This is a genomic window from Natrononativus amylolyticus, assembly GCF_024362525.1.
GTDB classification, from domain to species: Archaea; Halobacteriota; Halobacteria; order Halobacteriales; family Natrialbaceae; genus Natrononativus; species Natrononativus amylolyticus.
Map to the genome: position 1 here is coordinate 54,737 of NZ_CP101458.1, position 25,109 is coordinate 79,845.

Here is a 25,109-nt window from a genome sequence, read left to right on the forward strand (position 1 = left end):
TCCTCGGCACCGATCGTTTCTCCCCGATGGTACGTGTCCGTTCCCTGATCAGTGAACGGTGTCTTCTCGAAAACCGTCGACGATGACTTTATCTGTGCCATTCGCTAACTTTCAACACAGACGTGACAATGAGCAACAACGGAAACGGAGACGACGAACAGGAGTCAGAAACGCCGCCGGAAGACGACCGGGGCCGGGGCTTCCACCTCGAAGCGGGCTTGCGCCCGCTCTCCGATCTGCTCGGCAGTCTGGTCGAGGTGGATGCACGCACCGTCCCGCCGCCGTCTGCGGACCCCGTCGAGTGGACGAACGTCGACGAAAACGAACCGCCACGGCCTCGTGAACGGTCCGAACCACGGCGCAAACGGACGCGACGCGTGCGGAGAACGTCGTCCGACCAGTGCTTGCTAGACACACGCCGTACCGACGGCGTACTCGTCGTTACTGCCGACGTTCCCGGCGCGAGCAAGGACGACATCTCGGTCGGTCGCAACCCGAGAACGAACGAACTCGTAATCAGCAAGGAGGGGTCGGTCGTCGGCCGCGTCGACCTCCCGTGGGAGTCGCCCGAGGTGACGAAGGTGTGGTTCAACAACGGCGTTCTCGAGGTCCACGTCCGATCGGACGGGGGATAATCGGTTCGCTCTCTCCACTGCGCGACCGGGCGTCGAAGTCACCAGTGTGCCAGCGGAGATCGAAACGCCCGTCACCGCCCGCCACCTCGAGTCGCACATGCCGACCGCACGCAACGACGGGGTCGCCCTCCACTACGAGCGCGACGGGAACGGTGAACCGGTCGTCTTCGTGAGCGAGGCCGGCCTCGGCGGCTGGCTGTGGGGGTGGCAACACGCCGCCCTCGCGGGCCCGTTCGAGACCGTCGTCTGGGACCTCCGGGGAACCGGCCGCTCGGACGCCCCACCGGGACCGTACGACCTCGAGACGCTCGCGGCCGACTTCGAGGCGGTCCTCGCCGACTGCGGCCACCGCTCGGCACACGTCGTCGGCGCGGGACTCGGGGGAGCGGTCGCTCTCGAGGCCGCCCGGACGACGACTCGCGTCGAGACGCTGGCGCTGTTCGGCACCGCCCCCCGCGGGAGCGACTTCGACCTCGAACCCCTGTTCGCGCCGCCCGACGACCGGCGGGCGCTCCGCGAGTCGCTCGAGGTCGCACTCTCGCCCGAGTTCCGAACCGACCAGCCCGACGTGCTCGAGGGAATCGCCGACTGGCGAGCCGACGGCGACGCCGCGCGGGCCGGCTTCGAGGCGCAGGTCGCCGCCCTCGAGGGGTTCGACGCGACCGACTGGCTCGTCGAGGTGACCCAGCCCGCGCTCGTCGTCTACGGCACCACCGACGCACTCGTCCCCGTCGACGCCGGGCGTGACCTCGCCCGCCGACTCCCCCGCGGCGAGTTCGAGTCCCTCGAGGGTGCGGGCCACCTCGCGTTCGCCGAGCGCTCGCGCGACGTGAACGATCGCCTGCTGGGATTCTTCGAGGGCGCGTAACCGGCGGGACGAAACTACGTTCCTCGAGGCCGTACGTTTCCAGATGACGCTCTCGCTCGACCGTCGGTCGGCCCGCTGGACGGATCGGCCGGCGGTGGTCGACGTCTCCGAGGCGGAGCGGTTCGCTCCCGCGGGAACCGTCGATACGAACCGGATCACGTACGGGGAGCTCCACGCGCTCGCGGCGCACGCGGCGGGCGCGCTCTCGGCGATGGGGGTCGAACCCGGAAACACGGTCTGTTCGCTGACCCGCAACCGGGTGTCGGTCCTCGCGCTGGTGTTCGCCTGTCGACGCCTCGGCGCGACGTTCGCCCCGCTCTCACACCGGCTGAGCCCGGTGACGGTCGCCCGGCCGCTCGAGGCGCTCGATCCCGACCTCGTCGTCTTCGAGTCGGCTCAGCGCGACCTGGTCGGCGACCTCCCGCCGACGCGGACGGCGACGTTCGAGGGGCTGACGACGGCCGGACGCTCGCCGGTCGAGACGCCACCGAAACCGGGGCCGATGCTGGCGCTCCACGACGAGGACGGCTCCGTCGCCGCCTACTCGCCTCGCGCCGTCGAGTGGAACTGCCTCACCGTCGCCCTGACGCTCGGAATCGGTCGCGACGATCGGCTCCCGCTGCTGGGGCCGCTCTCGTCGTACGACGGCCTGTTGCGGACCGCGCTGCCGGCGCTGTACGTCGGCGCGACGCTCCTGCTCGACCGGGCGTTCGACCCCGCGGACGCGCTCGCGACCATCCGGGACGAGCGGGCGACGCTGCTCTGCGGGCGGGCGGTCGCGTTCCGCGAACTCGCCGCTCGAGACGGGTTCGGGGACGCACTCGACTCCGTTTCCCGGATCGTCAGCGAGACGCCGCCCGCCGTCGAGATCCGTGACGCCTACGCGGCGCGGGGGACGCCGATCGACCGGGCCTACGGCCGCCTCGAGTGTCCGACCGCGCTGGTGCAGTCCCGCGGCGAGGGTGGCGAAACCGCGGGAACGGTCGTCGGCCGCCCCGTTCTCGACTGCGAGGCGCGACTCGTCGACGGCGAGGGGACGGTACTCGAGGGCGCCGCCGAGGGGTGGCTCGAACTCGCCGGACCGGTGTGTGCGGACGTCGGCCGGCCGACCGGCGGCTGGGTCGCCACCGGCGACCGGTTCTCCCGCGACGAAACCGGCGTCTACCGCGTCGACGCGTGACCGGACCGACGGCAACGGCGTCGCCGGTCACAAAACCTATCTCCCTCGAGTCTCCAAGCACCCACAGATGAGTCAGCTCCGTATCGCCGTCCTGAACGCCTCCCATCGGGATGCGAACACGACGCGGAACTTCCGGCGCGAACTCGACGGTTCGCTCGCCGAGTACGACGTGACCGGCGGATCGATCCCCGAGACGTACGCCTTCGACGCCGTGGTGATCACGGGGTCGCGCTCGTCGGTCTACTGGAACGAGTCGTGGATCGAGCCGACGAAGGACTGGGTCGCCGAGGCGATCGACCGCGGGTTGCCGTGTCTCGGCATCTGCTGGGGCCACCAGCTGCTCGCGGACGTTCTCGGCGGCACCGTCGAGGACATGGGCGCCTACGAGGTCGGTTACAGCGAGATCGAACACACCGGCGAGTCGCGCCTGTTCGAGGGGATCGACACCGCGTTCACCGCCTTCACCAGCCACTCCGATGAGGTGTCGGCTCTCCCGGCGGGAGCGGAACCGCTCGCCGAGAACCGCTACTCGAACCACGGCTTCCGGAAGGGGCGCGTCTTCGGGGTGCAGTTCCACCCCGAGTACGACCAGAAGACCGCCCGCGACCTCGTCCACGAGAAGGAACTGACTACCGAGCGACGGGACTCTGTCCTCGCCGAAATCACCGACGAGAACTACGAGCGCGCCTGCGAGGCGAAACGGGTGTTCGAGAACTTCCTCGAGTACGTTCGCGAGTTACAGACGTCGGAACCAGTGGTCGACTCCGAGTCGCGTTCCGAACCGTCCTCCTCGTAACTCTCGACCGCGGTCAGTCCGCCGAAACCTCGAGGCCCGCCGTCTCCTTCTTCCCGAGCGCCTCGACGATCAGTTCGGCGATGTCGACGATCTCGATCTCCTCTTCGAAGCCGCCGGTCTTGCGGCCGTCCTCGTACATCGTCATGCACATCGGGCAGGCGACGACGAACTTCTCGACCTCGCGACCGGCGTCGGTGTCCTCGAGCGCCTCCCGAAGTCGCTCCTCGCTCGGTTTGGGCTCCTCCTCGAAGTCCATCCAGAGGCCGCCCCCGCCGCCGCCACAGCAGAAGGAGTTGGCGCGGTTGCGCGGCATCTCGGAGAGCTCGCAGCCGGTGGCTTTGACGAGTTCGCGCGGGGCCTCGTACTCGTCGTTGTACCGGCCGAGGTGACAGGGGTCGTGGTAGGTGACGGTGTAGTCGAGTTCGGTGCCCGAGAGGCCGAGTGCCCCGCTCTCGACCAGCTCTTCGACGGCCTGGGTCCAGTGGAGCACCTCGACCTCACCGTCGGCGTTCCAGTGCTCGTCGTACTCGAACGGCATCATCGGGTCGTCGGCGAACTCCGCGAAGTCGACCTCCGGGTACTCGTTCTTGAACGTGTTGTAGCTGTGCGGGTCGGTGCAGACGATCTTCTCGAACTCGCAGGCCTCGAAGGACTCGACGTGGTGACCCGCCAGCTCGAGGTAGAGGAACTCCTCGCCGACCCGTCGGATGTCGTTGCCGTCGTACTTCTCGTCCTCGAAGAGGATGCCGAAGGTGACGTCCGCCTCCTCGAGGATGGTCGCCAGCGAGCGGGCGACCTGCTTGTTGCGCTCGTCGTAGCTCGGGTAGTCGCCGACGTACCAGAGGTAGTCGACTTCCTCCTCGCGGGCGTCGGTGACGTCGAACTCGAGTTCCCCCGTCCAGTCGCCCCGGTTGCGGGGACTGTCGCCGAACGTGTTGCCGTTTTGCATCACGTTCTGGAAGACGTCTTGCATGCTCGGCTTGACGTCGCCCTGGTCGACCATCTGGCGGTTCAACCGGGTGAAGGAGTTGAGGTGCTCGATCTCCACCGGGCAGGCGTCCATACAGGCCATACAGGCCATACAGGACTCCATCGTCTCCGCGTCGATCACGCTGGTTCCGCCGTCAGCGATGATCGGTTTCGGCTCCGTCGTCTCGGCGTCCAGTTCCTCGCGGTACTTCTTCAGGTCGAGGATGACGTTTCGCGGGTCGAGCGGGCGGTCGGAGGCCTTCGCGGGACAGACCGCGGAACACCGGCCGCACTTGGTGCAGGCGTCCTGGTCGAGCATCTCCTTCCAGGTGAAGTCCTCGATCGATTCGGCGTTCGTGGCGTCGAGGTCGGCGGGGATGCCCGGCAGCCTGGCACCGGCTTTCTCGTCGCGGGTGACGACGTTCGCGAACGAGGAAATCATGTGGAACGGCTTGGCGTAGGGGATCCAGGCGATGAACACGAGCGCGAGGATCGCGTGGGACCACCAGGCCCACCAGTGCAAGGAGGCGGCCAGCGCCTGGTCGACGCCGACGGCCTCGAAGGCGAGGGCGGTCCCCCAGCCGACGAAGCTCACGATCTCCCACTCGGGGTAGCCGGTGCCGAGAATCCGCAGCCCTTCGAGGGCGAAGCCGCCGACGCCGAGCAGAAACAGGGTCCAGATGAACAGGTCGTCCTCGCTCGAGGTGTGCCGATCCCACAGCCGGTGGTTTTTCACCCAGTACCGGCGGTACATCGCCATCCCGATCCCGACGACGAACAGTAGCCCCATCGCGTCGACCATGAACTGGTAGGCGAGATAGAAGTCACCGACGAAGAAGGAGTCCTGGCCGAGCGCCTTCGTCCAGATGTCCATGTCGACCGCGAGGATCGTCGTCGCGATGAGCAGCGAGAGAAAGCCCCACATGATAAACGAGTGCATCAACCCGCCGTAGAGGTCGCGGTTGAACTGCTTCTCGTTCGAGAGGACGATCTTCGCGGCGCTCACGATGCGGCCGCCGAGGTCGTCGACGCGGTCGAACCAGTCGGCGTCGGCGTCGCCGTAGCGGGCGAACCGCGCGTACACGCCGTAAAGGAAGACGACGATCGCGACCGCAGCGAGATAGTAAAAGAGGATCTCTTCGACCCCGCTGATTCCCCAGAAGGTCTCGCGGGTCGGAGTGTCCCCCGTCTGTGCGACGTGAAGCATGTGCTATTCCCTGTGGAGGATAACCTTAACTCTTCCCACACCTCTCAGAGGCCACCCCGACGCAGTCACTCGAGAATCATACCCTCGTTGTGAGTTTATAGCGATCGATAGAGCCGACCCTGGTGGGCAACAGGCTTAACTACCCGCCCGTCGCCAGTGTCCATCCATGGACGAAAAAACCGAGGAACTGCGGGACATCTTCACCAGCGTCACCGACGGCGAGGACACCGTCACCGAATCGCAAGAGGACACCCGCGGCTCGCTCGAGCAGGACGAACGAACCGTCGAGGAGCGTCTCGAGGCCGTTATCACGCAGATGCACGACCGCTACGGGTTCGAGACCGACCTCTCCGACGAGGAGCTGATCGCCGTCGCGGAGGGGTTTTACGACGGCGAGAGCGACGCCGAGATCGCCGATTCGATCGGGATCGACGCCGAGACCGTTTTCGACGCGCGCCTGGCGATGCACCTGATCGGCGAGGACGACGCCGACGAGGTCGACCTCGCCGTGATCCGCGCGCGCGAGGAGTCCGACGCCGAACTCGCCGAGCGCTACGGCGTCGACACCGCCGATATCAGCCGCTATCGTCGCGTCGCCGACGCGAAAGACGAGTCGCGGGCGGCAAACGACCGCTACCGCGACGAGTTCGACAGCTTACTCGGCGACTCCGACATCTCCGACCGAATGGCGACCGACGTCCGCGAGGACGGCCTCGAGGACGCCACCGAAGGCATGGAAACCGACGTCTCCTTCTGAGGGGTTCCCGTCTCCCTCCGAGAGTTTATATACGATCGAGCGGCCCACCGTCCCGTGACGCTCGTCACCTTCAGCGATCTCCGAACGGCCGCCTACTGCCCGCGCAAGTGCTACTACGTCCGCCGCGACGACGACCGCGAGCCACCTCCCGGCGTCGACCGTCGGCGCGCCCTCGCAACCCGCTACGAGGCGCTTCTCGAGGCCGACGACGACGAACTCGCGGCCGAACCGATCGCCCTCGGACCGGCGGCCTACCGCGAGCGCCTCGCGGAGAGCCGTCGGCGCCTCGCGGCGGCCGACCGGTGGCGCCCGCTCTGTGAACCGCGGGAACGCAACGTTCTCGCCGAGGGCCGCCACGTTCGCGGCGTCGTCCACAAGGTACTCACCGATCCCCTCGAGCCGTCCCTCGTCTCGACCGGAAAACCGCCGGAGACGGGCGTCTGGGAGCCCCAGTCGGTCCACGCCGTCGCGGCGGCGAAGGCCCTCGCCTGGGAGCACGAGACGCCGGTCGAGCGGGCCTGGCTCGAGTACCCCGCCTACGGCGTGATCCGCGCCGTCCCGCTGACGACTCGTCGGAAGGCGATCTACCGACGGACGCTCCGGACGGTCCGCGAACTCGACGGACCGCCGCCGCGTCTGGGAAACCGGTCGAAGTGTCGATCCTGCGGCTACGCTGCCGAGTGCGGCGTTCGTACCCGGACGCTGCGGTCGCTCATACAGCGGTTCACGGGGTAGCGGAAACCGACCCGCCTACCGGGTCGCCAGCCAGGCCTCGATCTCGTCGGCGAGCGTGCCGCGGCGATGGATCGTCCCGCTCGAGACGTCGACGACGGTGCTCTCGGTGCCCGCCGTCTCGCCGGCCTCGAGGACGACCCTGGCGACGTCGCGGATTTCGGCATCGAGGTCGCCGGGTCGGCGGGCGCTCGGTCGCCCGCTGACGTTCGCGCTGGTCGCCGTGATCGGCGTTTCGGCGCGCTCACACAGCGAGAGCGCGAGCGGGTGATCCGGCACCCTGATCCCGACCCGGTCGCCGCCGGCGGTGAGGACGTCCGGCACGCGCTCGCGGCGCCGGCAGAGCACCGTGACCGGCCCGGGGAGAAACCGGGCCATGAACTGCCGCTCGCGGTCGGTCGCGCGGACGAACTCGAGGGCCGCCGGCACGGAGGGGACGGCCATCGAGATCGGGTTCGACCGGTCGCGGCCCTTCGCCTCGTAGACGCGCTCGACGGCGGCCGGCTCGAGCGCGTCGGCGCCGAGGCCGTAGACGGTTTCGGTCGGGTAGACGACCAGCTCGCCGGCGTCGATCGCGGCTGCGGCGGACTCGAGATCGGTCATTCGTCGTTGCTTGGCGTCGCGTCCTAAAAACTATGCGAGACCGAGTCGCGCCTCGAGGTCGTCGTAGTCGGGGAACTCGGGCCACTCGCGGGCGACCCACGCCGCCTCGACGGCGCCCTCGCCGCCGACCGCAACGAACGCGAGGCGCGGTTCGCTCACGCCGGCCATCCCGTCTAAGTCGTGGGCGATTCCGTAGGCGGCGGCCACCTCGTTCGCGGGATCGGCGAAGATCGAGAACGGGTACTCGCGCTCGTCGAGGAAGTGCGAGATCGAATACGGCGTCGAGGCGGTAACGCCGGCTACCGACACGCCGCTCTCGCCGGCGTCGCCGGCAACACCCCAGCCGCGCTCGCGGAGTTCGTCCCAAACGTACTGGGCGACGAACGAGCCGATCATGGGGGTGAACACCAGGACCGTCGCCCCCTCCTCGAGCAGGGAGGAAAGCGACCGGTCGGTCCAGTCGTCTGCGGTCACCAGCGGGCGGACGAAGTCGGGGGCCTCGTCGCCGGACGCGGGGTGGTCGGCGGGTCCGAGATCGACGACGTCGAACTCAGGCATCAGTCGTCACCCCCGGCGTCGGTGGCGGTCACACTACTGTCGGCGGTCGATTCCTCGAGCGAGCCGTCAGCGTAGGTCGACTCGAGGTAGTCGACGATGTTGGCGCTCTCGGCCATCGTGACGCCGGTGCGCTCGTCGACGAGCACCGGCACGGTGCGGACGCCCGCGGCGCGTTTGACGGCGTCCCGCCGGGAGTGCAGCGGCTCGACGAATCGCGAGCGGTACTCGAGGCCGTACTCCTGGAGGCGGCGAACGACTCGCTCGCAGTACGGACAGGCCTGCAGTCGGTACAGCGTGAGCGGTGGTTCCGTAACGTCTGCCATATCCACGTTTTCGGAGAAGGACGGGGTAAACGTGTCGCCGGTGGCGGCGAGAAAGGAGAAAGCGTTAATCGGCCGGCGGATAAATCTCCGCCAGTCAATGGTGCTGATTTCGCTCCTGGAGGTGGTGCCTCTCGCCTACGAGATCCCCGGAACCGGGATCGAGATCGCGGAGTCGACGGTCACGTGGTTCGGGATCGCCGCCGTCGCCGTGCTCATCCTGCTGTCGGGGTTTTTCTCCTCCTCGGAGATCGCGATGTTCTCGCTGCCGAAACACCGCGTCGAGGGGATGGTCGAGGAGGAGGTTCCGGGAGCGGCCCGCGTCAAGGCGCTCAAGGACGACCCCCACCGGCTGCTCGTGACGATCCTCGTCGGAAACAACATCGTCAACATCGCGATGTCCTCGATCGCGACGGCCGTGATCTCGCTTCACCTCGGCGGGCTGTACGGCGTCATCTTCGCGACGTTCGGTATCACCGCGATCGTTCTGCTGTTCGGTGAGAGCGCCCCCAAATCCTACGCGGTCGAGAACACCGAGTCGTGGGCGATCCGGGTCGCCAAACCGCTGAAAACCACCGAGTACCTGCTGTACCCGATGGTCGTCCTCTTCGACTACCTCACCCGCCAGGTCAACAAAGTCACCGGCTCGACGGGCGCGATCGAGACTCCCTACGTCACCCGCGACGAGATCCAGGGGATGATCGAATCGGGCGAGCGCGAGGGCGTCTTAGAGGAGGAAGAACACGAGATGCTCCAGCGCATCTTCCGGTTCAACCAGACCATCGTCAAGGAGGTGATGACGCCGCGCCTGGACATAACCGCGGTCCCGAAAGACGCCGACGTCGACGAGGCGATCGAAACCTGCATCCAGAGCGGTCACGCCCGCATTCCGGTCTACGAGGGGAGTCTCGACAACGTTCAGGGCGTCGTCCACATCCGGGATCTAGTTCGAGACCTCAACTACGGCGAGACCGAGGATCTCGAGCTACAGGACCTGATCCAGCCCACGCTGCACGTCCCCGAGTCGAAGAACGTCGACGAACTACTGGCGGAGATGCGCGAGAACCGGATGCACATGGTGATCGTGATCGACGAGTTCGGCACCACCGAGGGGCTCGTGACGATGGAGGACGTCGTCGAGGAGATCGTCGGCGAAATCCTGGAGGGTGGCGAGGAGGTTCCCATCGAGGAGATCGACGAGAACACCGTCCTCGTCCGGGGCGAAGTCAACATCGAGGAGGTAAACGAAGCCCTCGAGATCGACCTCCCCGAGGGCGAGGAGTTCGAGACTATCGCCGGCTTCATCTTCAACCGCGCGGGTCGGCTCGTCGAGGAGGGCGAGGAGATCACCTACGACGGCGTCCGGATCACGATCGAGGACGTCGAGAACACGCGGATCATGAAGGCCCGCCTGACGAAGCTCCCCGAGTACGAACGGACGGCCGAAGCGGCCGAGAACGACGACACCGAGTGACCGGGCGGCCCCTGTACGCCACTCGCAGTTTTGCGGTCTCTACTCGACCAGCGCCTGGACCTCGCGGGCGACCTCCGGCGGCACGACCAGCCGGCGCGGACCCTGTACGTACTGGCCGTCGGGCTGGGCGTAGCTGAGCTTCAACACCGTCGCGTCGCCGAGTCTGCGGACCGAGACGGCCTCGATGTGCTCGAGGTCCACCGCTTCTTCTGGGTCGTAGAGGTAAATCGTCCGCTCGTCGACGTCGAGCGCGCCCACCGACTGGAGAAACGCCGAGAGGACGATGGCGACGACGGCCAGCGGAAGCAACAGCGCGGCGAGGCCGGTGAACGGGCCGGCGCCGACCGCCAGCAGTTCGTGCTGGCTGGCGACCCGCCCGCCGACCATCAGCAGGCCGATGACGGCTCCCATCACGACCATCCCCACGGCGGCGTCGGCCGCCTGTCGGAGCCCCGCGCCGCTGGGGGGTGTGATCGGGAGCGACCGCGTCAGTCGCTCGAGGCGCCGCTCTGCGTCACCGGCGGCGGCGAACGCGAGGATCGTCGCTGCGAGCGCGGCGAGGGCGGCGCCGATCACCGCCTGTGGCGGTGTGATCGAGAGGCCGAACGCGAGCGCCGACGGCGTGCCGAGCTGGCCGGCGAGGTCGAACAGTCGCCAGAACACGATCAGCCCGACCATCGCGAGGAACGTTCCGACGCCGAAACTCCAGAGGAGACGAACCGTCCGCGAGGTCGAGGCGTCCCGTCGCCACTGCACCGTTCGGGAGTCGTCCATACGAGAGTGTCAAAACCGGGCGGGTAAAGCCCGTTCGGTCTCGACCACGGCGAGGCTCGTTCAGAACAGCAGCCACGCGACGCCGCGGTAGGCGCCGAAGGAGACGACGATCGAGAGAACGAACGAGATCGCCCACGCGAGGACGGTAAACCCCATCTTTCGGGCGCTGACGCCGCCGCCGGACGCCGCCGCGGCGTAGCCGCTGCCGATGATCGCACTGACGACGATCTGGTTGAACGAGACGGGAATACCGTACAGAATCGCGACCTGTGCGATGGCGAACGACGGAATGAGTGCGGCAATCGACCGCCGGGGGCCCAGCGAGGAGTAGTCCTGGGAGATCGCCTTGATCATCCGCGGTGCGCCGGTCCACGCTCCGACCAGCAGGCCAACGCCGCCACCGAGCAGGAGGGCAGTGATCGAGAGGCCGACGTCGTCGGAGAGCGGAACCAGCGGACCGACGGCGAGGCCGACCTGGCTCCCCCCGGCGGAGAAGGCGACGAGGCCGCCGAGAACGAGCAGGAAGTGCCGTTCGGCGATCGTCGTTCCGGCGCGCATGTCCCTGTGGAGCGCGGCGGTGAACGCGATCGCGAGAAGCCCCGTCGCAGCGACGACGCCGAAGGCACTCGGCCCCGGAATCCAGGCCGACAGCGTTACGGCGACCGACGCGCCGCCGTCTGGCGGCCCGAGCACCGCGAACTCGATGTTCGCCAGCAACACGCCGACGATCGCTGCCAGAATCAGTACGACGTGGCGTTCCGGAATCGGCTCCTCGCGGAGCGCTCGAGCGGTGAGATACGCGATCCCGCCGCCGACGAACGGCGTCAGCAGCCAGAGGGCGGCGATCTCCTGGTACTTCAGCCAGGCCGGATCGCCCCCCATCGCGAATCCGACGCCGATCACCGCACCGGTGACGGTGAACGCCGTCGCTATCGGGTAACCGGTGAAGACGCCGATGGCGACTAACGTGGCCGCGATCGTGAGTGCGATCGTTGCGGCCTCGGCCGACAGCGTCACGCCCCCGATGAGTTCCTCGCCGACTGCTTCCGAAACGTTCGCACCTTGGAACACTGCACCCAGAAAACAGCAGAGACCGACGAGAAACCCGGCGCGCATCACCGAGATCGCGTTCGCGCCCACCGCGGGCGCGAACGGCGTCGAGCCGCTCGAGCCCGCACCGATCGTCCACGCCATGAACAGACTTGCGACGGCTGCAACGGCGAACGTCCCCAGCGTCGCTACGTCGACCATCTATCGGCTCTCTATTCGGCGGCGCTACAAGTGTGTGCCGCCTGCGTTCAGCGATCCGCCCGTCTCACCGTCAGTTCGTCGTCGACCGGGAGTGGTCCTCGGGCTCCGGCGGCGGCTCTGCACCCTCGATGGCTTCGGAGGCGTCGGTGTCCTTTTCGATCTCGACGTGCCAGCGGTCGACGGTGTCCTCGTACTCCGCGAGGGTGTCGGAGACGCTGTCTTTCAGCGCGTCGTCGTTGACGTTGACTTCGAAGATGAACTCCTCGCCGTTGCCCCGGCCCGACTGCTGGATGTTGGCGCTGACCAGCTCGTTGTCGAAGTAGTACGGTGCGAGCTGGGTCATCACCCGCTGGTAGACGGTGTCCTCGACGCGTCGCAGCGCCTTCCGGCTGGCGGTGTCTGCCGCGCGGGCGACGTAGTCGATCGACTCCTTCCAGTTGCCCACCGCCTGGTCGGCGTCGTCGGCCTCGAGGGCCTCGTAGGACTCCGAGAGCTTCTCGCCGGCGGTCTGGATGTCCTCGTCGACGTCCTTTCCCGCGCGCTCGCCGCGGCCCTCCTCGACGCTGGCTTTGTCCGCGGTCTTCGCGCTGACGTCGGTCTCGAGGGTTTCGTGGGCTTTCGGCCGCCACTCCTCCCACTCCTCGAAGGCGCGGGCGTACCGGGCGCCGTAGTCGTGTTCGGGCTCGTGGACGCGTGCGTCCCGAAGCGCCTGCGTCACGCGCTCTCCGTGTTCGACGACGTCGCCCCAGTCGCCGCGGATCTTGAATCCGGAGATGCTCTCTTCCATTCGGGTGAGAGGGTTATGCTACGGGTTGGTATAAACTTCTTCGCTGTGCGATAGCCAGGACCGGCCGGCGACCCGGCGCAGACGAAACCGTGTCACTCCGCCGCCAGCGTGGAAATCCCCTCGAGCGTCCGCTCGAGTTCGCCCCTGCGCTTCCAGGCGGCGATCCGGTCGGTGAGCGCGGCCGGCGGGACCCCCATCTCGACCGTCGAGCGGGCGACGACGCGGACGCCCTCGTTCTCCGGCGCGTAGGTGAGCGTCGTCTCGAGGGTCTCGAGCGGTCCGCCGACGTGCTCGTAGCGAAAGCCGTTCTCGAGCGGCTCGAACCGGACCCGGGTCGCGAGCCCGCGCGCGGCGGCGTCGACGATCCACTCGCCGTCTCGCTTTTCGACGTCGCCGACCGTGAACGTCCCCTCGCACTCGACGATGGCGTCGGGCGTGAGTCGGCGCTCGAGCACCGCCGGCTGCGTGCTGACGAACCGGGAGACCTCCACCGTTCCCATTGCCTTCGATTCTCGGACCGATACCTTATACTCCCCGGCGGTGCCGTGTGCAAACGAGATGCCGATCGAAGACAGGGACGAGGCCTACCTCGTCACCCACGCACTGGCGAAGGACACCCTCTCGCGGCTGCGAGACGTCGAAACCGAGCAGGTGGGCTTTCGAAAGGGGCTCGTCAAACTCGGCCGGATCTGCGGCTACGAGATCATCGACGGTCGGATGGACACCGAGTACGTCGAGATCGAGACGCCCCTCGAGGCGACGATGGGCGAGCGCGTCAAGGGCCTCGACGACGTGGTGATCATCAACGTGTTGCGGGCGGCGACGCCGTTCGTCGAGGGGCTGCTCAAGGCGTTCCCGCGGGCCAGACAGGGCGTCATCAGCGCCAGTCGCGACGAGGAAGCAGGCCGCGGCGCCGACGGCACGTTCCCCATCACGGTCGACTACGTGAAGCTGCCCGAGATCCGCGAGGAGGACACCGTGATCGTCGCCGATCCGATGCTCGCGACGGGGAGTACGATGTGTACCGTCCTCGAGCACGTCATCGAGAGCTCGCCCGAACCGGAACACCTGATCGTCCTCTCGGCGGTGTCGGCGCCCGACGGCCTGCTCCGCGTGGGCGAGGCGTTCCCCGAGGTCGACCTGCTGACGGTGTCGATCGACGACTACCTCGACGACGACGGCTTCATCGTCCCCGGACTGGGCGACGCGGGCGACCGCGCGTTCCGGACGACGTAGCCTCGGCTACCCACGGCCGCTGTGACGACCCCTTGATTTCCCCTCGAGACCCGCCGCTTCCGGCCGATTTTCAGGCGACCCGTTCCGACGGAAGCGAGCGTCGGTTTCGGTTCGCTCGCGCGCGAGTCACGACTCCCCGCAGGTGTCGATTCCGAGCAGCGCGTTCATCGGACAGCGGCCGAGCACGCCGCTCGCGAGGACGTCGCTGCCGGCGATGAACGCGACCGTTCCGGCGGTACGGCGTCGGTACCGGTAGCCGACGACGAGCAGCGCGAGTCCGACGGCGAGCCGTAGCAGGCGGTCGAGTCCGCCGACGTTGCGTTTCATACGCGACCGATGGGACTCGAGACAGTTAGCTACTTCCTCCGGAACCGAACCCGTTCGTTTCCGCTCGAAACCGCCCGACTGGGGGCGGTCCGGGTCGATGTCGTTCCACCCGAACCGAACCCCTGACCGGGCGTTCGACGCGCCGAACGGTTACTCGTCTTCGGCGTCTTCGTCTTCCTCGCCCGCGGTGAGCCCGTCGTTGGGGCCGCGCTCGAGCGCCGGCGGGTCGTCGCTGTCGCTCGAGTAGCCGTCGAACCAGCGGACGATGCGCTCGATGCGATCGACGACGTGGGCGGGTTCGCCCGAGCGGGAGAGCTCGTGGCCCTCGCGGGGGTAGCGGACGAGCCGGGTGTCGACGCCGTGTTTCTTCAGCCCGAGGTAGTACAGCTCGGCGGTGTTCGCCGGGGTACGGAAGTCGTCGTCGGAGTGCAGTACCAGCGTGGGGGTCGTCACGTTCGGGACGTGGGCGACGGGGGACTGCTCCCAGAGGAACTCGGGGTCCTCCCAGGGAGTGACGCCGTAGTCGCCCTCGACCAGCTTGAACGCGTCCGTCGAGCCGTAGAAGCTGGTGAAGTCGTAGACGCCGCGCTGGGAGACGGCCGCCCGGAACCGATCGGTCTGGCCGACGGTCCAGGCGGTCATGAAGCCGCCGAAGCTGCCGCCGGTGACGTACTGTTCGTCCTCGTTGACGTACTCGCGGGAACAGACCTCCTCGACGCCCGCGAGCACGTCGGTGAGGGTGACCGCGCCCCAGTCGCGCTCGATCGCGCTCGCGTGATCCTCGCCGTAGCCGGTCGACCCGCGCGGGTTGGACCAGAAGACGACGTACCCTTCGGCGGCGAGCGTCTGGAACTCGTGCCACATCGTCCCCGAGGTAGTCCACTGGGCGTGGGGGCCGCCGTGGATCTCGACGACCAGCGGGTAGGTCTCCTCGGGATCGAAGTCCGGCGGGGTGAGCACCCAGCCCTGCACCGGTCCCTGCTCGCTCTCGTACCACAGCTCCTCGGGTTCTGCAACCGCTCGATCGGTGAGGTAGTCGTCGTTGACGCGGGTGAGCCGGGTGACCTCGTTGCCCCCGCGCGTGGAGACGAAGACGTCGCCGGGGTGGTCCCACTCGCTCTGGGCGTAGGCGATGGCGTCCTCGCCGACCGAAAAGCCCTCGAGCGTGACGCCGTCGCCGTACACCGTCGTCGGCTCCTCGCTCCCGTCGCCGGGGGCCGCCCACAGCACCACGGAGCCCTCGTCGGGCGTCGCGAAGTACAGCACCTCCTCGTCGGGGCCCCACTCGAGGCCGCCGCCGTAGCCGATCGTTCGGTCGAGGTTCTCGGTGAGCGTGATCTCTTCGCCGCTCGAGCGGTCGTGAACGACGACCTCCGTCTGGCGCAGCGTAAAGCCCTCTTCGGGGGTGTAGGTGTAGGCGACGCGCCCGTCCTCGGCGGCGGCGAGCGCGGGGTAGCCCGTCGTCTGCGTGACGACCTCGACGTCGCCGCTCTCTGTGTCGTGCGCGTAGACGTCGTGGACGATCGAGTCGTCGGGCTCATCGCCGTGCTTGCTCGTGTAGTACACCGTCTCGTCGTCGCCCCACGTCGCGCTCACGTAGTCTGCGTCGCCATCGGTGAGCCGCTCGAGGGCGTCCTCGGCCTCCTCGCCCGCGAGCGCGGCCTCGACGTCGAGGACGTAGACGTGGCTGCGCTTGCCGTCGGCGTAGCGCTGGGCGGCCCGGTAGATCATCCGATCGATCACGCGCGGGTCGGGCGTCTCGGGCTCGTAGTCCGACTCGACCGCGAAGTCCCGGCCCTCCTCGCGGTCCTCGGCGGTCGACCCCTGGGTGAACAGCACCCGGGAGCCGTCGGGGCTCCACTCGAGACCCGAGACGCCGCCGGCGACCTCGGTGAGCTGGCGGGCCTCGCCGCCGCCGGTCGGTAAGTACCACAGCTGCGGCCGGTCGTCGTCGGCGCCGCGGGTGCTGACGAACGCGAGTGCGCTCCCGTCGGGGCGCCAGCGCGGCTGGCTGTCGACGCCCTCGCTGACGGTGTACTGGAACGGCTCGTCGCCGCCGACCGGCACGACGTAGACGGTCGCCTCGTAGCTCTCGTCGTCGTCGGGGACCTTCCTGACGAACGCGACGCGCTCACCGGTTGGGGAGAGCTGTGGGTCTTCGACCTGCGCGATGTCGTGGTAGTCGACGGCTTCGATCGTCTGCATGGCTGCTGTCACCCACGCTCACGGATTATACGTTTCGATTCGTAGGCCTTCCGATAGAGCGAACACTCATCCGGGAACGATTCTCTCGGCCTCATTAATTTTAACATCTGTAGGGATTGATTATATGTCCGTCGCTGTCGACTGTGACAGTATGAGAGACACTCTCAACCGACGGCGGTTCGTCGGCATGATCGGAGCGGCGGGGAGCGTTGCGCTTATGGGGATCGTACAGGACGACGACGTAGAGGAGGAACCCGAGCCGGAGGAGGGAGGTGAGGTCCTCGCCCTGCACGCGGGGGGGACCGAAGGGACCTACTACCCGCTCGCCGGCGACATGAAGCGGATCGTCGAGGACCAGACACCCCACGGAATCCAGGTGCAGTCGACCGGTGCGAGCGTCGAGAACGTCGGCAGTCTCGCCCGGGAGGAGGCGGAGCTCGCGCTGATCCAGAACGACATCGCCTACTTCGCGTTCAACGGCACCGGCATCGAGGAGTTCGAGGGGGAACCCGTCGAGAACCTCCGCGGGATCGCCTCGCTCTACCCCGAAACGATCCACATCGTTACGCAGGCCGACTCGGGGATCGAATCCGTCGAAGATCTGGACGGAGCGGCGATCAACACCGGTGACCTCGGGAGCGGCACGCAGGTCAACGCCTTACAGATCCTCGAGACGGCCGGGATCGAGGACTTCGACGAGCAGAACACGGACTTCGGGACGGCGGCCGACCAGATCGGCGACGGCGACGTCGACGCTGCGATCACGGTGGGCGGGTGGCCGCTGGGTGCCATTGAGGACCTGGCGACGACCCAGGATATCGCGTTCGTCGAGGTCACCGACGATCTTCGCGACCAGTTGCTCGAGGACGCCGAGTGGCTGGCGGAGGACACGATTCCCGGCGGAACCTACGACGGCGTCGACGAGGACGTCGAGACGGTCTCGGTTCAGGCGATGCTCGCGACCCACGAAGCGATGGACGAGACGCTCATCGAGGAGGTTACGGGGGCTATGTTCGACAACACGGACGACTTCACCACCCAGGCCGACTTCATCGACCAGGACACCGCCCTCGAGGCGATGTCGATCGATCTTCACCCGGGTGCCGAGGCGTACTTCGAGGCGGCGGGCATCGACGCGGACGGAACTGACGAGGAGGAAGACGACGCGGACGACTAGCCGATCGGCAGGGTGGCGCGGTCGCCGGCTGGTTTCCGATGGTTGAACTGACAAGTCAGCCACGGTTACATTATCGAAATAGCTAACTTCCATTTTTATGTAAAAAAATGTATTGTCGTCCCTCGCCGATTGGTAGTATGGTTCGACACATCAGTCGGCGACGATTCGTCGCGGTAGCCGGGGTTGCTGGAGTGGGTTCGCTCGCCGGGTGCATCGGTGAGGATGCCGTCGACGACGATGACGGCGCCGACGACACCGATGACACGGACGACACGGAGGAGGCCGACGACGCCGTCGACGACGAAAACGGCGAGGAAGAGGAGGACTTTGGCGAAGCCGACCCCGACGAGGGCGGCGAGGTCCTCTCCTGGCACGCCGGCGGAACGGAGGGAACCTACTACCCGCTGTCGGGCGACGTCAAGTCCATCGTCGAGGAGCACACGCCCCACGGGATCCAGGTGCAGTCGACCGGTGCGAGCGTCGAGAACGTCGGCAGTCTCGGCCGCGAAGAGGCGGAGTTCGCGCTGATCCAGAACGACATCGCCTACTTCGCGTTCAACGGCACCGGCATCGAGGAGTTCGAAGACGACCCCGTCGAGAACCTTCGGGGCGTCGCCTCGCTGTACCCGGAGACGATCCACATCGTCACGCAGGCCGATTCGGGGATCGAATCCGTCGAAGACCTCGAGGGCGCCTCGATCAACACTGGCGACCTCGGCAGCGGCACCCAGGTCAACGCCTTACAGATCCTCGAGACGGCCGGGATCGAGGACTTCGACGAGCAGAACACGGACTTCGGGACGGCGGCCGACCAGATCGGCGACGGCGACGTCGACGCCGCCGTGACGGTCGGCGGGTGGCCGCTGGGCGCGATCGAGGACCTCGCGGTGAACCAGGACATCGCGTTCGTCGAGGTCTCGGACGACCTGCGCGAGGACCTCATGAACGACGCGGAGTGGCTGGCCGAGGACACGATCCCCGGCGGAACCTACGACGGCGTCGACGACGACGTCGAGACGGTCTCGGTCCAGGCGATGATCGCCACCCACGAGGGGGTCGACGAGGAGATCGTCGAGGAGGTGACGACCGCGATCTTCGACAACACGGACGACTTCACCACCCAGGCCGACTTCATCGACGTCGAATCCGCCCAGGACGGAATGCCGATCGATCTCCACCCCGGTGCGGAAGCGTACTTCGGCGACGAGTAATCGACCGCCGCCGGCACCGAACCGCCGTCGAGTTCCGCTCGACGGCTCCACCGATCATCGTGAGAGTAACCAGACGACGACTCCTCGCGTCCGCGCTCGCGCTCTGCGGAGCGACCGCTGTCACGGCTGTCTCCGCAACGGCCGACCGGACGCTGGTCGTCGCCGACGCCGAGAGCGAGGAGCGACTGCTCGAGATTCCCGTCGACGACGACGACGAGGTGACGCTCGCGTACACCCACAGCGTCGAGCGAACGCCGGTAGAGGACGTGTACGCCGTCGACGGCAACGAGCTGCGAGCCGTGAAGTCGGTGTTTCACTCCTTCGGCGCAGGGTTACCCACGAACGTGACGCGAACCGACGAGGGGTACGTCGCCGAGGGCTCCGGAAGCCACGACGAACTGTTCGTCGTTCCCGGCGAGATCGCCGGCCACGAACTCGTCGTCGGCGACGACCGGTACGACCTGGTCGCGGTCGCCGACGGGAGCGTCGTGCTGTTCCTGACCGATCGAACCGTCGGCGGGGCGCTCGAGGATCGGCTCACCGCGGCCGACCGCCGTGACGCGCCCGGACCGCCGGTCCGACGGACCGGACGACTCGAACCGGTCGGCCTCGCCGAAACACACCAGATACTGACTGATATATGCTGACCGACCGCCTGCGAAGGAGCGAGACTGAGTCATGAGCGTCGATCCCGGAGACGCTGACAGGCTGAGCGAGGAAGAACAGCAACAGCTCATGGAGGAGGTCGAGCGCCGACGGACCCATCGGGGGATCGCCGCCGCCCTCGTCATCGTGATCGCGATATCGTTCTCGGCGTTCCAGATGTGGATCGCCGCCCGGGGATACACCTTCGAGGTGGGAAACTTCCGAATCGTCGCGCTCCAGCAGTTGCAGGTGAACGCGATCCACGTGGCGTTCGCGCTGGTGCTCGCGTTCTTACTGTTTCCGGCGAGTCGCGGCCAGGGGTTCCTCGCCCGTCGGCTCGGACGGGTCGAACCGGCGGTCAGGGCGCGCTACGGTGACGAACACCCGCTGACTCGAGCGACCGCCCGCACCGCCGCCGGCGTCCGCTGGGCGGCTCTGGATCCGGAGATGAACCGGATCACGCCGATCGACGTCGTCCTGGTGCTGCTCTCGACCTGGCCCGCCTACTACATCGCCACTCAGTACGACGAGATTCGATCCATCGCGGTCCACCGGTTCGACGGGACGCAGTCGATCTACGAGGTGTTTCCCCCGTTCGATCTGATCGAGCGGGTGACCGGCTACGATATCGGCGGCGCGCTCGTCGCGGCGGGCGCCCCATTCGCCGACGCCTCCGCCGCGTTTATCCTCTCGGTCCTCGGGATGCTTCTCGTCCTCGAGGCGACCCGACGCGCGCTCGGCATCCTGCTCGCGTCGCTCGTCGGGATGTTCATCGTCTACGCCAGATGGGGCTACCTCGTTCCCCGCGACTCGCCGATCGGCGCGCTGACGATCCAGCCGGATACCTGGGGGAACATCATGTACAACCTCTGGTACACCGTCGAGGCGGGGGTTCACAGTCAGCCCGTCTCCGTCAGCGTCCGCTTCATCTACATCTTCATCCTCTTCGGCGCGTTCCTCGAGATGAGCGGCGCCGGCAAGTGGTTCATCGACCTCGCCTACGCCGCGACCGGAACCCGCGAGGGCGGCCCCGCGAAGGCGAGCGTCGTCTCGAGCGGCTTCATGGGGATGCTCTCCGGCTCCTCGATCGCCAACACGGTGACCACGGGGGCGTTCACGATCCCGCTGATGAAGCGCTCGGGCTACTCGCCCGAGTTCTCCGGCGCCGTCGAATCCTCCTCCTCCTCGGGGGGGCAGATGCTCCCGCCCGTCATGGGCGCCGCGGCGTTCCTCATCGTCGAGTTCACGGGAACGCCGTACGCGGACGTGATCATCGCCGCGACGCTGCCGGCCATCGCCTTCTTCTTCGGGATGTGGGTGATGGTCCACTTCGAGGCCGTCAGGGGCGGCATCGGCGGCCTCCCGCGCGCGGAGCTCCCGAACGTCGGAAGCGCCCTGCGCACCGGCTGGTTCTACCTGATCCCGATCGTGCTGTTGCTGTACTACCTCATCATCGCCCGGTTCTCGATCAACCGCGCGGGGTGGCTCACCATCGTCGCCGTGATCGCCCTGCTGGCGGTCGTCGCCGCTTACAACGAGCGGACGCGGGTCCCGCTGCTCGCGACGATCGTGGCGGTCTTCGTCGCCCAGACCGCGGCGTACGCCACCGTCGGTTCTGGAGTCGTCGACGCGGTACAGGTGGCGGCGGGGCTCGAGGCGCCCGCCGCGCCGCTGCCGCTCGGCGAGGCGGTGGGGGCCGCGGTGTCGGACCTCGGCGTCATCGCCATCCTCGTGAGCGCCGCGTTCATCCTGCTCCAGCCCCGCGGCGACGCGCCGCTGCTCGACTTCGACTCCGCGGTCGACGACGCCGCCGAGGAGGGCGCCGAGAAACTCGAGCGGCCGTCGCTGGCGAGGAACAACGCCTACCGCTTCGGCACCTTCGTCCTGAAGTCGATGGACTCCGGGGCGCGCACCGCGACCACGGTCGTCGTCGCCGTCGCCGCCGCCGGCGTCGTCCCCGGCGTCATCAGCGTCTCCGGGCTGGGACCGAACCTGGCCGCGCTCATCAGCAGCGTCAGCGGCGAGTCGATGCTGGTGTTGCTCACTCTGACCGGCGTCGCCGCGATCATCTTCGGGATGGGGATGCCGACGACGGCGATGTACATCATCCTGGTCGCGATGCTCGAGGCCCCGCTCGTCGAGGCCGGCGTCCTCGTCCTGGCCGCCCACCTCTTCGTCCTCTACTGGGGGCTGATGGCCGACGTCACGCCGCCGGTGGCCGTCGCCGCGTTCGCGGGCGCCGGCGTCGCCAAGGCCCAGGAGATGCAGACGGCGGTGATCGCGTTCATGCTGTCGCTGAACAAGGTGCTCGTGCCGTTCGCGTTCGTGTTCTCGCCGGGGATCCTTCTGATCCGCGTCGAATCGCTGGACAACTGGTGGATCATCGGCTGGGCCGACGTCACCGATCTCGGCTTCTTTGTGCCCGACGTCGTAATCCCGGTCGTCGGCATGTTCCTCGGCGTCTACGCCCTCGGGGTCACCATCATCGGCTACCAGTACTCGGAGGTCAGCGGTCTCGAGCGAGGGCTGTTCTCGCTCGCCTCGATCCTGCTGATGGTGCCCGAGATCCCGCTGTTGATCCTCGAGGGCGTCCTCATGCTGTTCGGCATCCCGTCGGCGCTCCTCGTGTTCTCGGTTACCGCGTCGCTGCGGGCGATCGGCCTCGTGATGCTCGTCGCGTTCACGGTGGTCAACCGCCAGCGGGCGACCGGACAGCCCGCCGAGGTCGAGGAACCCTCGAGCACCGCACCGGGTGACGCCTGATCGCTCTCGGCGGAGACATTACTATTTTAACACGACCTGCCGTACGCTCGGGCAGTGACCTCCACGGATTCACGCGCGGAAGGTTCCGACACCGCATTTCGGCTCGCCGTCGGCCTCTACGTCGGCGTTCTCCTCGCCGCGAGCGGGTCGACGACGCTCGCCGCGCTCTCGAGTCCGACTGTCCTCGAGTTGGCCGCGGTGACAGTCACCGCCTTCGTGATCGGCGCACTCGCCGGTGTCGCGCTCTCGAGGGCCGCCAACCTGCCGGCACGGCTGGGCCGCAGCCGCGGCCGCCGGTTCTCGCTCGTCGCCCCCGCGGGCGCGTTCGCCGTCGTGGGGTTCGTTCCGAGCGCCGGCGGCGGGTTCCGAACGGCCGTGCTCGCCTCGGCGGTTGCGATCGCGACCGTTGGTTTCCTCCTCTCGAAGCTCGCACAACGCCGGCACCTCGAGTCGACGCTCCCCGACGAGCCGAACGCGATCTACGCCTGGCGGCCACCCGGCTCACCCCGGCTGGACGCGCTCGTCGCCGGCGCTGGTCTGCTCGGCGGCGTCGGCTACGCCCTCGCCGGCTCGCCGCGCCTCGCGCTCTGGTGGCTCTTCTTCGGGCTGTTCTGGCTCGGCGCCGCGTTCCTCGAGGGGCGACTTCCGGCCGGCGCCCGGGAGACCTGCGAGCTCCGGGTGTACGACGCGGGTCTCGTCAGGGTGCGCCCGCACGCGAAATCGTTCGTCCCGTGGGACGACGTCGACCACGTCCGCCTGCGCGACGGCGAACTCGTCTTCGACCGCGGGCTGTTCGACCTGAGCTTCGACTGCGACGAACTCGAGGACCCCGACGCTGTCCTCTCGGCCGTCGAGCGCGTCCACCCGGGCCCCGTCCTCCGCTAGTCGAGACCGACCCGCCCGCTGGTCGCGCTGCGAAGCCGATCCCGGAGCGCCTCGCTCTCGGCAACGGGCACCCGGACCAGAAAGGAGACATCGGCCTCGTACGCCGCGTCGAACTCGTAGCCCTCGCTCTCGAGGATTCCCCGGACGGTGCCGGAGTCGTCGTACGCGACGGTGATCGCGACCCGCTCGTGTGGGCGCTCCTCGACGACGCCGGCCTCGTCGACGGCCTCCTTCACCGCCCGCGAGTACGCCCGGACGAGGCCGCCGACGCCGAGGTTCGTCCCGCCGTAGTAGCGGGTGACGACGACCGCGACGTTCTCGAGGTCGCGCTGGGCGAGGACGTTCAGTGCGGGCTTCCCGGCCGACCCTGAGGGTTCGCCGTCGTCGCTCGAGTACTCTCTGAGCAGGTCGCCGTCGGCACCCGCCCGTACGCGGTAGGCGGGGACGTTGTGCGTCGCGTCGGCGTACTCCTCGCCGGTGGCGGCGACGAACGCCTCCGCGGCCTCGACGGTTTCGACCGGCCGCACGTGGCCGATGAACTCGGAGCCCTGGACGACGAACCGCGCGGTCGACGGCGCGTCGACGGTCCGGTACGTGCGGCTCATCCCGACTCACCGGCCTCGAGCCGTCTGTCGACCATGCGCCGGCTACTCCCGGGGACGAAAAGAGCCCATCGGTCTCCGCACCGACCGCCGTCACGCTCGCGCCGGATAGTGACCTTCAGGTGGGTCGACCGCGACGGAGGCGGTACGAATGCAACTCGTCGATCTCGAGGTCACGCTCGACATCCCCCCGTCGGCGGTTCGCGAGGCGCTGACGCCGGCGTCGATCGTCGAGTACGCCGGAACCTACGAGGTCGTCTCCGTCGACCGGACCGACGACGCGACGGTCGTCACGGCGGCGGCCGACGACCTCGAGGTCGTCTTCGAGTTCGTCGAGACCGACACCGGCTACCGCTACGAACAGCACGGGGCCCACGGCCCGTTCGAGCGGATGACGACGTGGATCAGCGTCACCCGCGAGGCGGGCGAGACGCGGGTTTCGGCCGCCTCGGAGTTCACGTTCGGCGGGCTCTTCTCGTTTCTCACGGACCGCCTCGGCGCGACGATGCGCCGTCGCGAACTCGAGCGGCTGCTGACGGCGCTGGCGCTGGATCTCGAGGCGTGAGCTACTGTAACTCGATCTTCCGAACGAACTCGAGGTCCCGGAGTCCGGTGATCAGCGTCCCGGGCAGATCCTGATCGGTGACGAGGTAGAGTCGGGGCTCGTCGGTGAACTCGGGGTCCTCGCTGATCGTCTGGCGGATCGAGACGTCGTGGTCCGCCAGCAACCCGGTGACGGCGGCGACGATTCCCTTCTGGTCGGCGTCGTCGACCTCGATGGCGATGACGGTCAGATCGAGCACCGGCGCCAGATCCATCAGGCTCGGCACCTGTGAGATGTTCCGAAAGATTCGCTCGAGTTCGGGATCGTCGAGGATGACGTCGGTCGTCGAGTCGACGACTCGGCGGTCGACGCCGATCTCGCGGGCGATGCCCGTGTTCGGGATCTCGATCCCGCCGGAGACGACTCGCCCCTCGTCGTTGACCGAGAACCCGCGCTCGAGCAGGAGTCGAATAACCGCCTGCTGGCTGGGCGACCCCTCGAACTTCTCCATGATCTCGTCGAACATTCGTTGCCGACAATACGGACGCCGGCGTATAATCTTGGGTGGTCGATACCGGACCCGGTCGCCGGGCGCCGCACTCG

Annotated in this window: 26 protein-coding genes; 14 read left to right on the forward strand and 12 right to left on the reverse strand. The window is 67.8% G+C overall.

The annotated features are described in order from the left end of the window. The first annotated feature begins 128 nt into the window (after positions 1-128). The 4 genes from NMQ11_RS00280 to NMQ11_RS00295 all read left to right on the forward strand — a co-directional run bounded on the left by NMQ11_RS00280 (position 129) and on the right by NMQ11_RS00295 (position 3,479). The gene (locus tag NMQ11_RS00280; protein WP_255169387.1) at positions 129-635 is read left to right on the forward strand and encodes an Hsp20/alpha crystallin family protein; all 507 of its coding nucleotides are present in this window, start codon (positions 129-131) and stop codon (positions 633-635) included. A gap of 97 nt (positions 636-732) precedes the next feature. Continuing rightward, positions 733-1,503, forward strand: coding sequence for an alpha/beta fold hydrolase (locus NMQ11_RS00285; RefSeq protein ID WP_255170912.1), 771 nt, complete (start codon positions 733-735; stop codon positions 1,501-1,503). A 43-nt stretch (positions 1,504-1,546) separates the two neighbouring features. Beyond that, complete coding sequence (locus NMQ11_RS00290) at positions 1,547-2,683, forward strand: AMP-binding protein (RefSeq protein ID WP_255169388.1); 1,137 nt, start codon at positions 1,547-1,549, stop codon at positions 2,681-2,683. A gap of 67 nt (positions 2,684-2,750) precedes the next feature. Continuing rightward, positions 2,751-3,479, forward strand: a complete 729-nt coding sequence (locus NMQ11_RS00295) for a type 1 glutamine amidotransferase (RefSeq protein WP_255169389.1) — start codon at positions 2,751-2,753, stop codon at positions 3,477-3,479. 13 nt (positions 3,480-3,492) lie between these two features. On the opposite strand, the gene NMQ11_RS00300 is transcribed toward NMQ11_RS00295, so the two are convergent. Beyond that, a complete protein-coding gene (locus NMQ11_RS00300) occupies positions 3,493-5,655 on the reverse strand; it encodes a heterodisulfide reductase-related iron-sulfur binding cluster (protein WP_255169390.1) in 2,163 nt (720 codons plus the stop codon). Between the two features lie 166 nt (positions 5,656-5,821). Between NMQ11_RS00300 and NMQ11_RS00305 the strand changes: the two genes are divergently transcribed. Continuing rightward, positions 5,822-6,412 carry a conditioned medium-induced protein 4 gene (locus NMQ11_RS00305; RefSeq protein ID WP_255169391.1) on the forward strand — a complete coding sequence of 197 codons (591 nt, stop codon included), beginning with the start codon at positions 5,822-5,824 and terminating at the stop codon, positions 6,410-6,412. A gap of 54 nt (positions 6,413-6,466) precedes the next feature. Next, on the forward strand, positions 6,467-7,147 hold the full coding sequence (locus NMQ11_RS00310) for a CRISPR-associated protein Cas4 (protein ID WP_255169392.1): 681 nt from the start codon (positions 6,467-6,469) through the stop codon (positions 7,145-7,147). Between the two features lie 15 nt (positions 7,148-7,162). Here the strand turns inward: NMQ11_RS00310 and NMQ11_RS00315 are convergent, their stop codons facing one another. The 3 genes from NMQ11_RS00315 to NMQ11_RS00325 are packed head-to-tail and all read right to left on the reverse strand — an operon-like array spanning position 7,163 to position 8,628. After that, entirely contained in the window at positions 7,163-7,747 is a 585-nt protein-coding gene (locus NMQ11_RS00315) for an L-threonylcarbamoyladenylate synthase (RefSeq protein WP_255169393.1), read from the reverse strand. 30 nt (positions 7,748-7,777) lie between these two features. Beyond that, the gene (locus tag NMQ11_RS00320) at positions 7,778-8,305 is read right to left on the reverse strand and encodes a redoxin domain-containing protein (RefSeq protein WP_255169394.1); all 528 of its coding nucleotides are present in this window, start codon (positions 8,303-8,305) and stop codon (positions 7,778-7,780) included. Next, entirely contained in the window at positions 8,305-8,628 is a 324-nt protein-coding gene (locus NMQ11_RS00325; protein WP_255169395.1) for a glutathione S-transferase N-terminal domain-containing protein, read from the reverse strand. Before NMQ11_RS00325 ends, NMQ11_RS00320 begins: the two co-directional genes overlap by 1 nt. Positions 8,629-8,725: 97 nt before the next feature. Between NMQ11_RS00325 and NMQ11_RS00330 the strand changes: the two genes are divergently transcribed. Continuing rightward, positions 8,726-10,099 (forward strand): hemolysin family protein, encoded by a 1,374-nt coding sequence (locus NMQ11_RS00330; RefSeq protein ID WP_255169396.1) that lies wholly within the window; start codon positions 8,726-8,728, stop codon positions 10,097-10,099. 39 nt (positions 10,100-10,138) lie between these two features. Here NMQ11_RS00330 and NMQ11_RS00335 read toward each other — a convergent pair whose 3' ends face one another. From NMQ11_RS00335 to NMQ11_RS00350, 4 genes are all read right to left on the reverse strand, one after another. Further along, complete coding sequence (locus tag NMQ11_RS00335) at positions 10,139-10,873, reverse strand: hypothetical protein (RefSeq protein ID WP_255169397.1); 735 nt, start codon at positions 10,871-10,873, stop codon at positions 10,139-10,141. Positions 10,874-10,933: 60 nt separating this feature from the next. Beyond that, a complete protein-coding gene (locus NMQ11_RS00340; protein ID WP_255169398.1) occupies positions 10,934-12,124 on the reverse strand; it encodes an inorganic phosphate transporter in 1,191 nt (396 codons plus the stop codon). A gap of 70 nt (positions 12,125-12,194) precedes the next feature. Continuing rightward, positions 12,195-12,911: a DUF5828 family protein gene (locus NMQ11_RS00345; protein ID WP_255169399.1), complete on the reverse strand. Its 717-nt coding sequence runs from the start codon at positions 12,909-12,911 to the stop codon at positions 12,195-12,197. Between the two features lie 92 nt (positions 12,912-13,003). Next, positions 13,004-13,411, reverse strand: coding sequence for an SRPBCC family protein (locus tag NMQ11_RS00350; protein WP_255169400.1), 408 nt, complete (start codon positions 13,409-13,411; stop codon positions 13,004-13,006). Positions 13,412-13,469: 58 nt separating this feature from the next. On the opposite strand from NMQ11_RS00350, the gene upp reads away from it, so the two are divergent. Beyond that, a complete protein-coding gene (upp, locus tag NMQ11_RS00355; RefSeq protein ID WP_255169401.1) occupies positions 13,470-14,147 on the forward strand; it encodes a uracil phosphoribosyltransferase in 678 nt (225 codons plus the stop codon). A gap of 126 nt (positions 14,148-14,273) precedes the next feature. Here upp and NMQ11_RS00360 read toward each other — a convergent pair whose 3' ends face one another. Together NMQ11_RS00360 and NMQ11_RS00365 are read right to left on the reverse strand one after the other, a co-directional pair. After that, the gene (locus NMQ11_RS00360) at positions 14,274-14,474 is read right to left on the reverse strand and encodes a YgaP family membrane protein (RefSeq protein ID WP_255169402.1); all 201 of its coding nucleotides are present in this window, start codon (positions 14,472-14,474) and stop codon (positions 14,274-14,276) included. Between the two features lie 150 nt (positions 14,475-14,624). Then, a complete protein-coding gene (locus tag NMQ11_RS00365; RefSeq protein ID WP_255169403.1) occupies positions 14,625-16,679 on the reverse strand; it encodes a S9 family peptidase in 2,055 nt (684 codons plus the stop codon). Positions 16,680-16,830: 151 nt separating this feature from the next. Here NMQ11_RS00365 and NMQ11_RS00370 point away from each other — a divergent pair, with 151 nt between their 5' ends. From NMQ11_RS00370 to NMQ11_RS00390, 5 genes are all read left to right on the forward strand, one after another. Continuing rightward, positions 16,831-17,856 (forward strand): TAXI family TRAP transporter solute-binding subunit, encoded by a 1,026-nt coding sequence (locus tag NMQ11_RS00370; RefSeq protein ID WP_255169404.1) that lies wholly within the window; start codon positions 16,831-16,833, stop codon positions 17,854-17,856. 137 nt (positions 17,857-17,993) lie between these two features. Next, positions 17,994-19,067, forward strand: a complete 1,074-nt coding sequence (locus NMQ11_RS00375; protein ID WP_255169405.1) for a TAXI family TRAP transporter solute-binding subunit — start codon at positions 17,994-17,996, stop codon at positions 19,065-19,067. A gap of 59 nt (positions 19,068-19,126) precedes the next feature. Beyond that, on the forward strand, positions 19,127-19,714 hold the full coding sequence (locus tag NMQ11_RS00380) for a DUF1850 domain-containing protein (RefSeq protein WP_425607693.1): 588 nt from the start codon (positions 19,127-19,129) through the stop codon (positions 19,712-19,714). A 31-nt stretch (positions 19,715-19,745) separates the two neighbouring features. Beyond that, positions 19,746-22,475: a TRAP transporter permease gene (locus tag NMQ11_RS00385; protein WP_255169406.1), complete on the forward strand. Its 2,730-nt coding sequence runs from the start codon at positions 19,746-19,748 to the stop codon at positions 22,473-22,475. A 54-nt stretch (positions 22,476-22,529) separates the two neighbouring features. Next, positions 22,530-23,360: a hypothetical protein gene (locus tag NMQ11_RS00390; RefSeq protein WP_255169407.1), complete on the forward strand. Its 831-nt coding sequence runs from the start codon at positions 22,530-22,532 to the stop codon at positions 23,358-23,360. On the opposite strand, the gene NMQ11_RS00395 is transcribed toward NMQ11_RS00390, so the two are convergent. Continuing rightward, positions 23,357-23,965 carry an IMPACT family protein gene (locus tag NMQ11_RS00395; RefSeq protein ID WP_255169408.1) on the reverse strand — a complete coding sequence of 203 codons (609 nt, stop codon included), beginning with the start codon at positions 23,963-23,965 and terminating at the stop codon, positions 23,357-23,359. The genes NMQ11_RS00390 and NMQ11_RS00395 overlap by 4 nt on opposite strands. A gap of 148 nt (positions 23,966-24,113) precedes the next feature. Here NMQ11_RS00395 and NMQ11_RS00400 point away from each other — a divergent pair, with 148 nt between their 5' ends. After that, entirely contained in the window at positions 24,114-24,527 is a 414-nt protein-coding gene (locus NMQ11_RS00400; protein WP_255169409.1) for an SRPBCC family protein, read from the forward strand. A 1-nt stretch (position 24,528) separates the two neighbouring features. Here the strand turns inward: NMQ11_RS00400 and trpY are convergent, their stop codons facing one another. After that, complete coding sequence (gene trpY, locus NMQ11_RS00405) at positions 24,529-25,032, reverse strand: TrpY family transcription regulator (RefSeq protein WP_255169410.1); 504 nt, start codon at positions 25,030-25,032, stop codon at positions 24,529-24,531. Between the last annotated feature and the right edge of the window lie 77 nt (positions 25,033-25,109).

What these genes read in the sequence shown, in the direction of transcription:
- NMQ11_RS00280 (WP_255169387.1), top strand. Translation starts at nt 129, where the DNA reads ATGAGCAACAACGGAAACGGAGACGACGAACAGGAGTCAGAAACGCCG.
- NMQ11_RS00285 (WP_255170912.1), top strand. Translation starts at nt 733, where the DNA reads ATGCCGACCGCACGCAACGACGGGGTCGCCCTCCACTACGAGCGCGAC.
- NMQ11_RS00290 (WP_255169388.1), top strand. Translation starts at nt 1,547, where the DNA reads ATGACGCTCTCGCTCGACCGTCGGTCGGCCCGCTGGACGGATCGGCCG.
- NMQ11_RS00295 (WP_255169389.1), top strand. Translation starts at nt 2,751, where the DNA reads ATGAGTCAGCTCCGTATCGCCGTCCTGAACGCCTCCCATCGGGATGCG.
- NMQ11_RS00300 (WP_255169390.1), bottom strand. Translation starts at nt 5,655, where the DNA reads ATGCTTCACGTCGCACAGACGGGGGACACTCCGACCCGCGAGACCTTC.
- NMQ11_RS00305 (WP_255169391.1), top strand. Translation starts at nt 5,822, where the DNA reads ATGGACGAAAAAACCGAGGAACTGCGGGACATCTTCACCAGCGTCACC.
- NMQ11_RS00315 (WP_255169393.1), bottom strand. Translation starts at nt 7,747, where the DNA reads ATGACCGATCTCGAGTCCGCCGCAGCCGCGATCGACGCCGGCGAGCTG.
- NMQ11_RS00320 (WP_255169394.1), bottom strand. Translation starts at nt 8,305, where the DNA reads ATGCCTGAGTTCGACGTCGTCGATCTCGGACCCGCCGACCACCCCGCG.
- NMQ11_RS00325 (WP_255169395.1), bottom strand. Translation starts at nt 8,628, where the DNA reads ATGGCAGACGTTACGGAACCACCGCTCACGCTGTACCGACTGCAGGCC.
- NMQ11_RS00330 (WP_255169396.1), top strand. Translation starts at nt 8,726, where the DNA reads ATGGTGCTGATTTCGCTCCTGGAGGTGGTGCCTCTCGCCTACGAGATC.
- NMQ11_RS00335 (WP_255169397.1), bottom strand. Translation starts at nt 10,873, where the DNA reads ATGGACGACTCCCGAACGGTGCAGTGGCGACGGGACGCCTCGACCTCG.
- NMQ11_RS00340 (WP_255169398.1), bottom strand. Translation starts at nt 12,124, where the DNA reads ATGGTCGACGTAGCGACGCTGGGGACGTTCGCCGTTGCAGCCGTCGCA.
- NMQ11_RS00345 (WP_255169399.1), bottom strand. Translation starts at nt 12,911, where the DNA reads ATGGAAGAGAGCATCTCCGGATTCAAGATCCGCGGCGACTGGGGCGAC.
- NMQ11_RS00350 (WP_255169400.1), bottom strand. Translation starts at nt 13,411, where the DNA reads ATGGGAACGGTGGAGGTCTCCCGGTTCGTCAGCACGCAGCCGGCGGTG.
- upp (WP_255169401.1), top strand. Translation starts at nt 13,470, where the DNA reads ATGCCGATCGAAGACAGGGACGAGGCCTACCTCGTCACCCACGCACTG.
- NMQ11_RS00360 (WP_255169402.1), bottom strand. Translation starts at nt 14,474, where the DNA reads ATGAAACGCAACGTCGGCGGACTCGACCGCCTGCTACGGCTCGCCGTC.
- NMQ11_RS00365 (WP_255169403.1), bottom strand. Translation starts at nt 16,679, where the DNA reads ATGCAGACGATCGAAGCCGTCGACTACCACGACATCGCGCAGGTCGAA.
- NMQ11_RS00370 (WP_255169404.1), top strand. Translation starts at nt 16,831, where the DNA reads ATGAGAGACACTCTCAACCGACGGCGGTTCGTCGGCATGATCGGAGCG.
- NMQ11_RS00375 (WP_255169405.1), top strand. Translation starts at nt 17,994, where the DNA reads ATGGTTCGACACATCAGTCGGCGACGATTCGTCGCGGTAGCCGGGGTT.
- NMQ11_RS00385 (WP_255169406.1), top strand. Translation starts at nt 19,746, where the DNA reads ATGAGCGTCGATCCCGGAGACGCTGACAGGCTGAGCGAGGAAGAACAG.
- NMQ11_RS00395 (WP_255169408.1), bottom strand. Translation starts at nt 23,965, where the DNA reads ATGAGCCGCACGTACCGGACCGTCGACGCGCCGTCGACCGCGCGGTTC.
- NMQ11_RS00400 (WP_255169409.1), top strand. Translation starts at nt 24,114, where the DNA reads ATGCAACTCGTCGATCTCGAGGTCACGCTCGACATCCCCCCGTCGGCG.
- trpY (WP_255169410.1), bottom strand. Translation starts at nt 25,032, where the DNA reads ATGTTCGACGAGATCATGGAGAAGTTCGAGGGGTCGCCCAGCCAGCAG.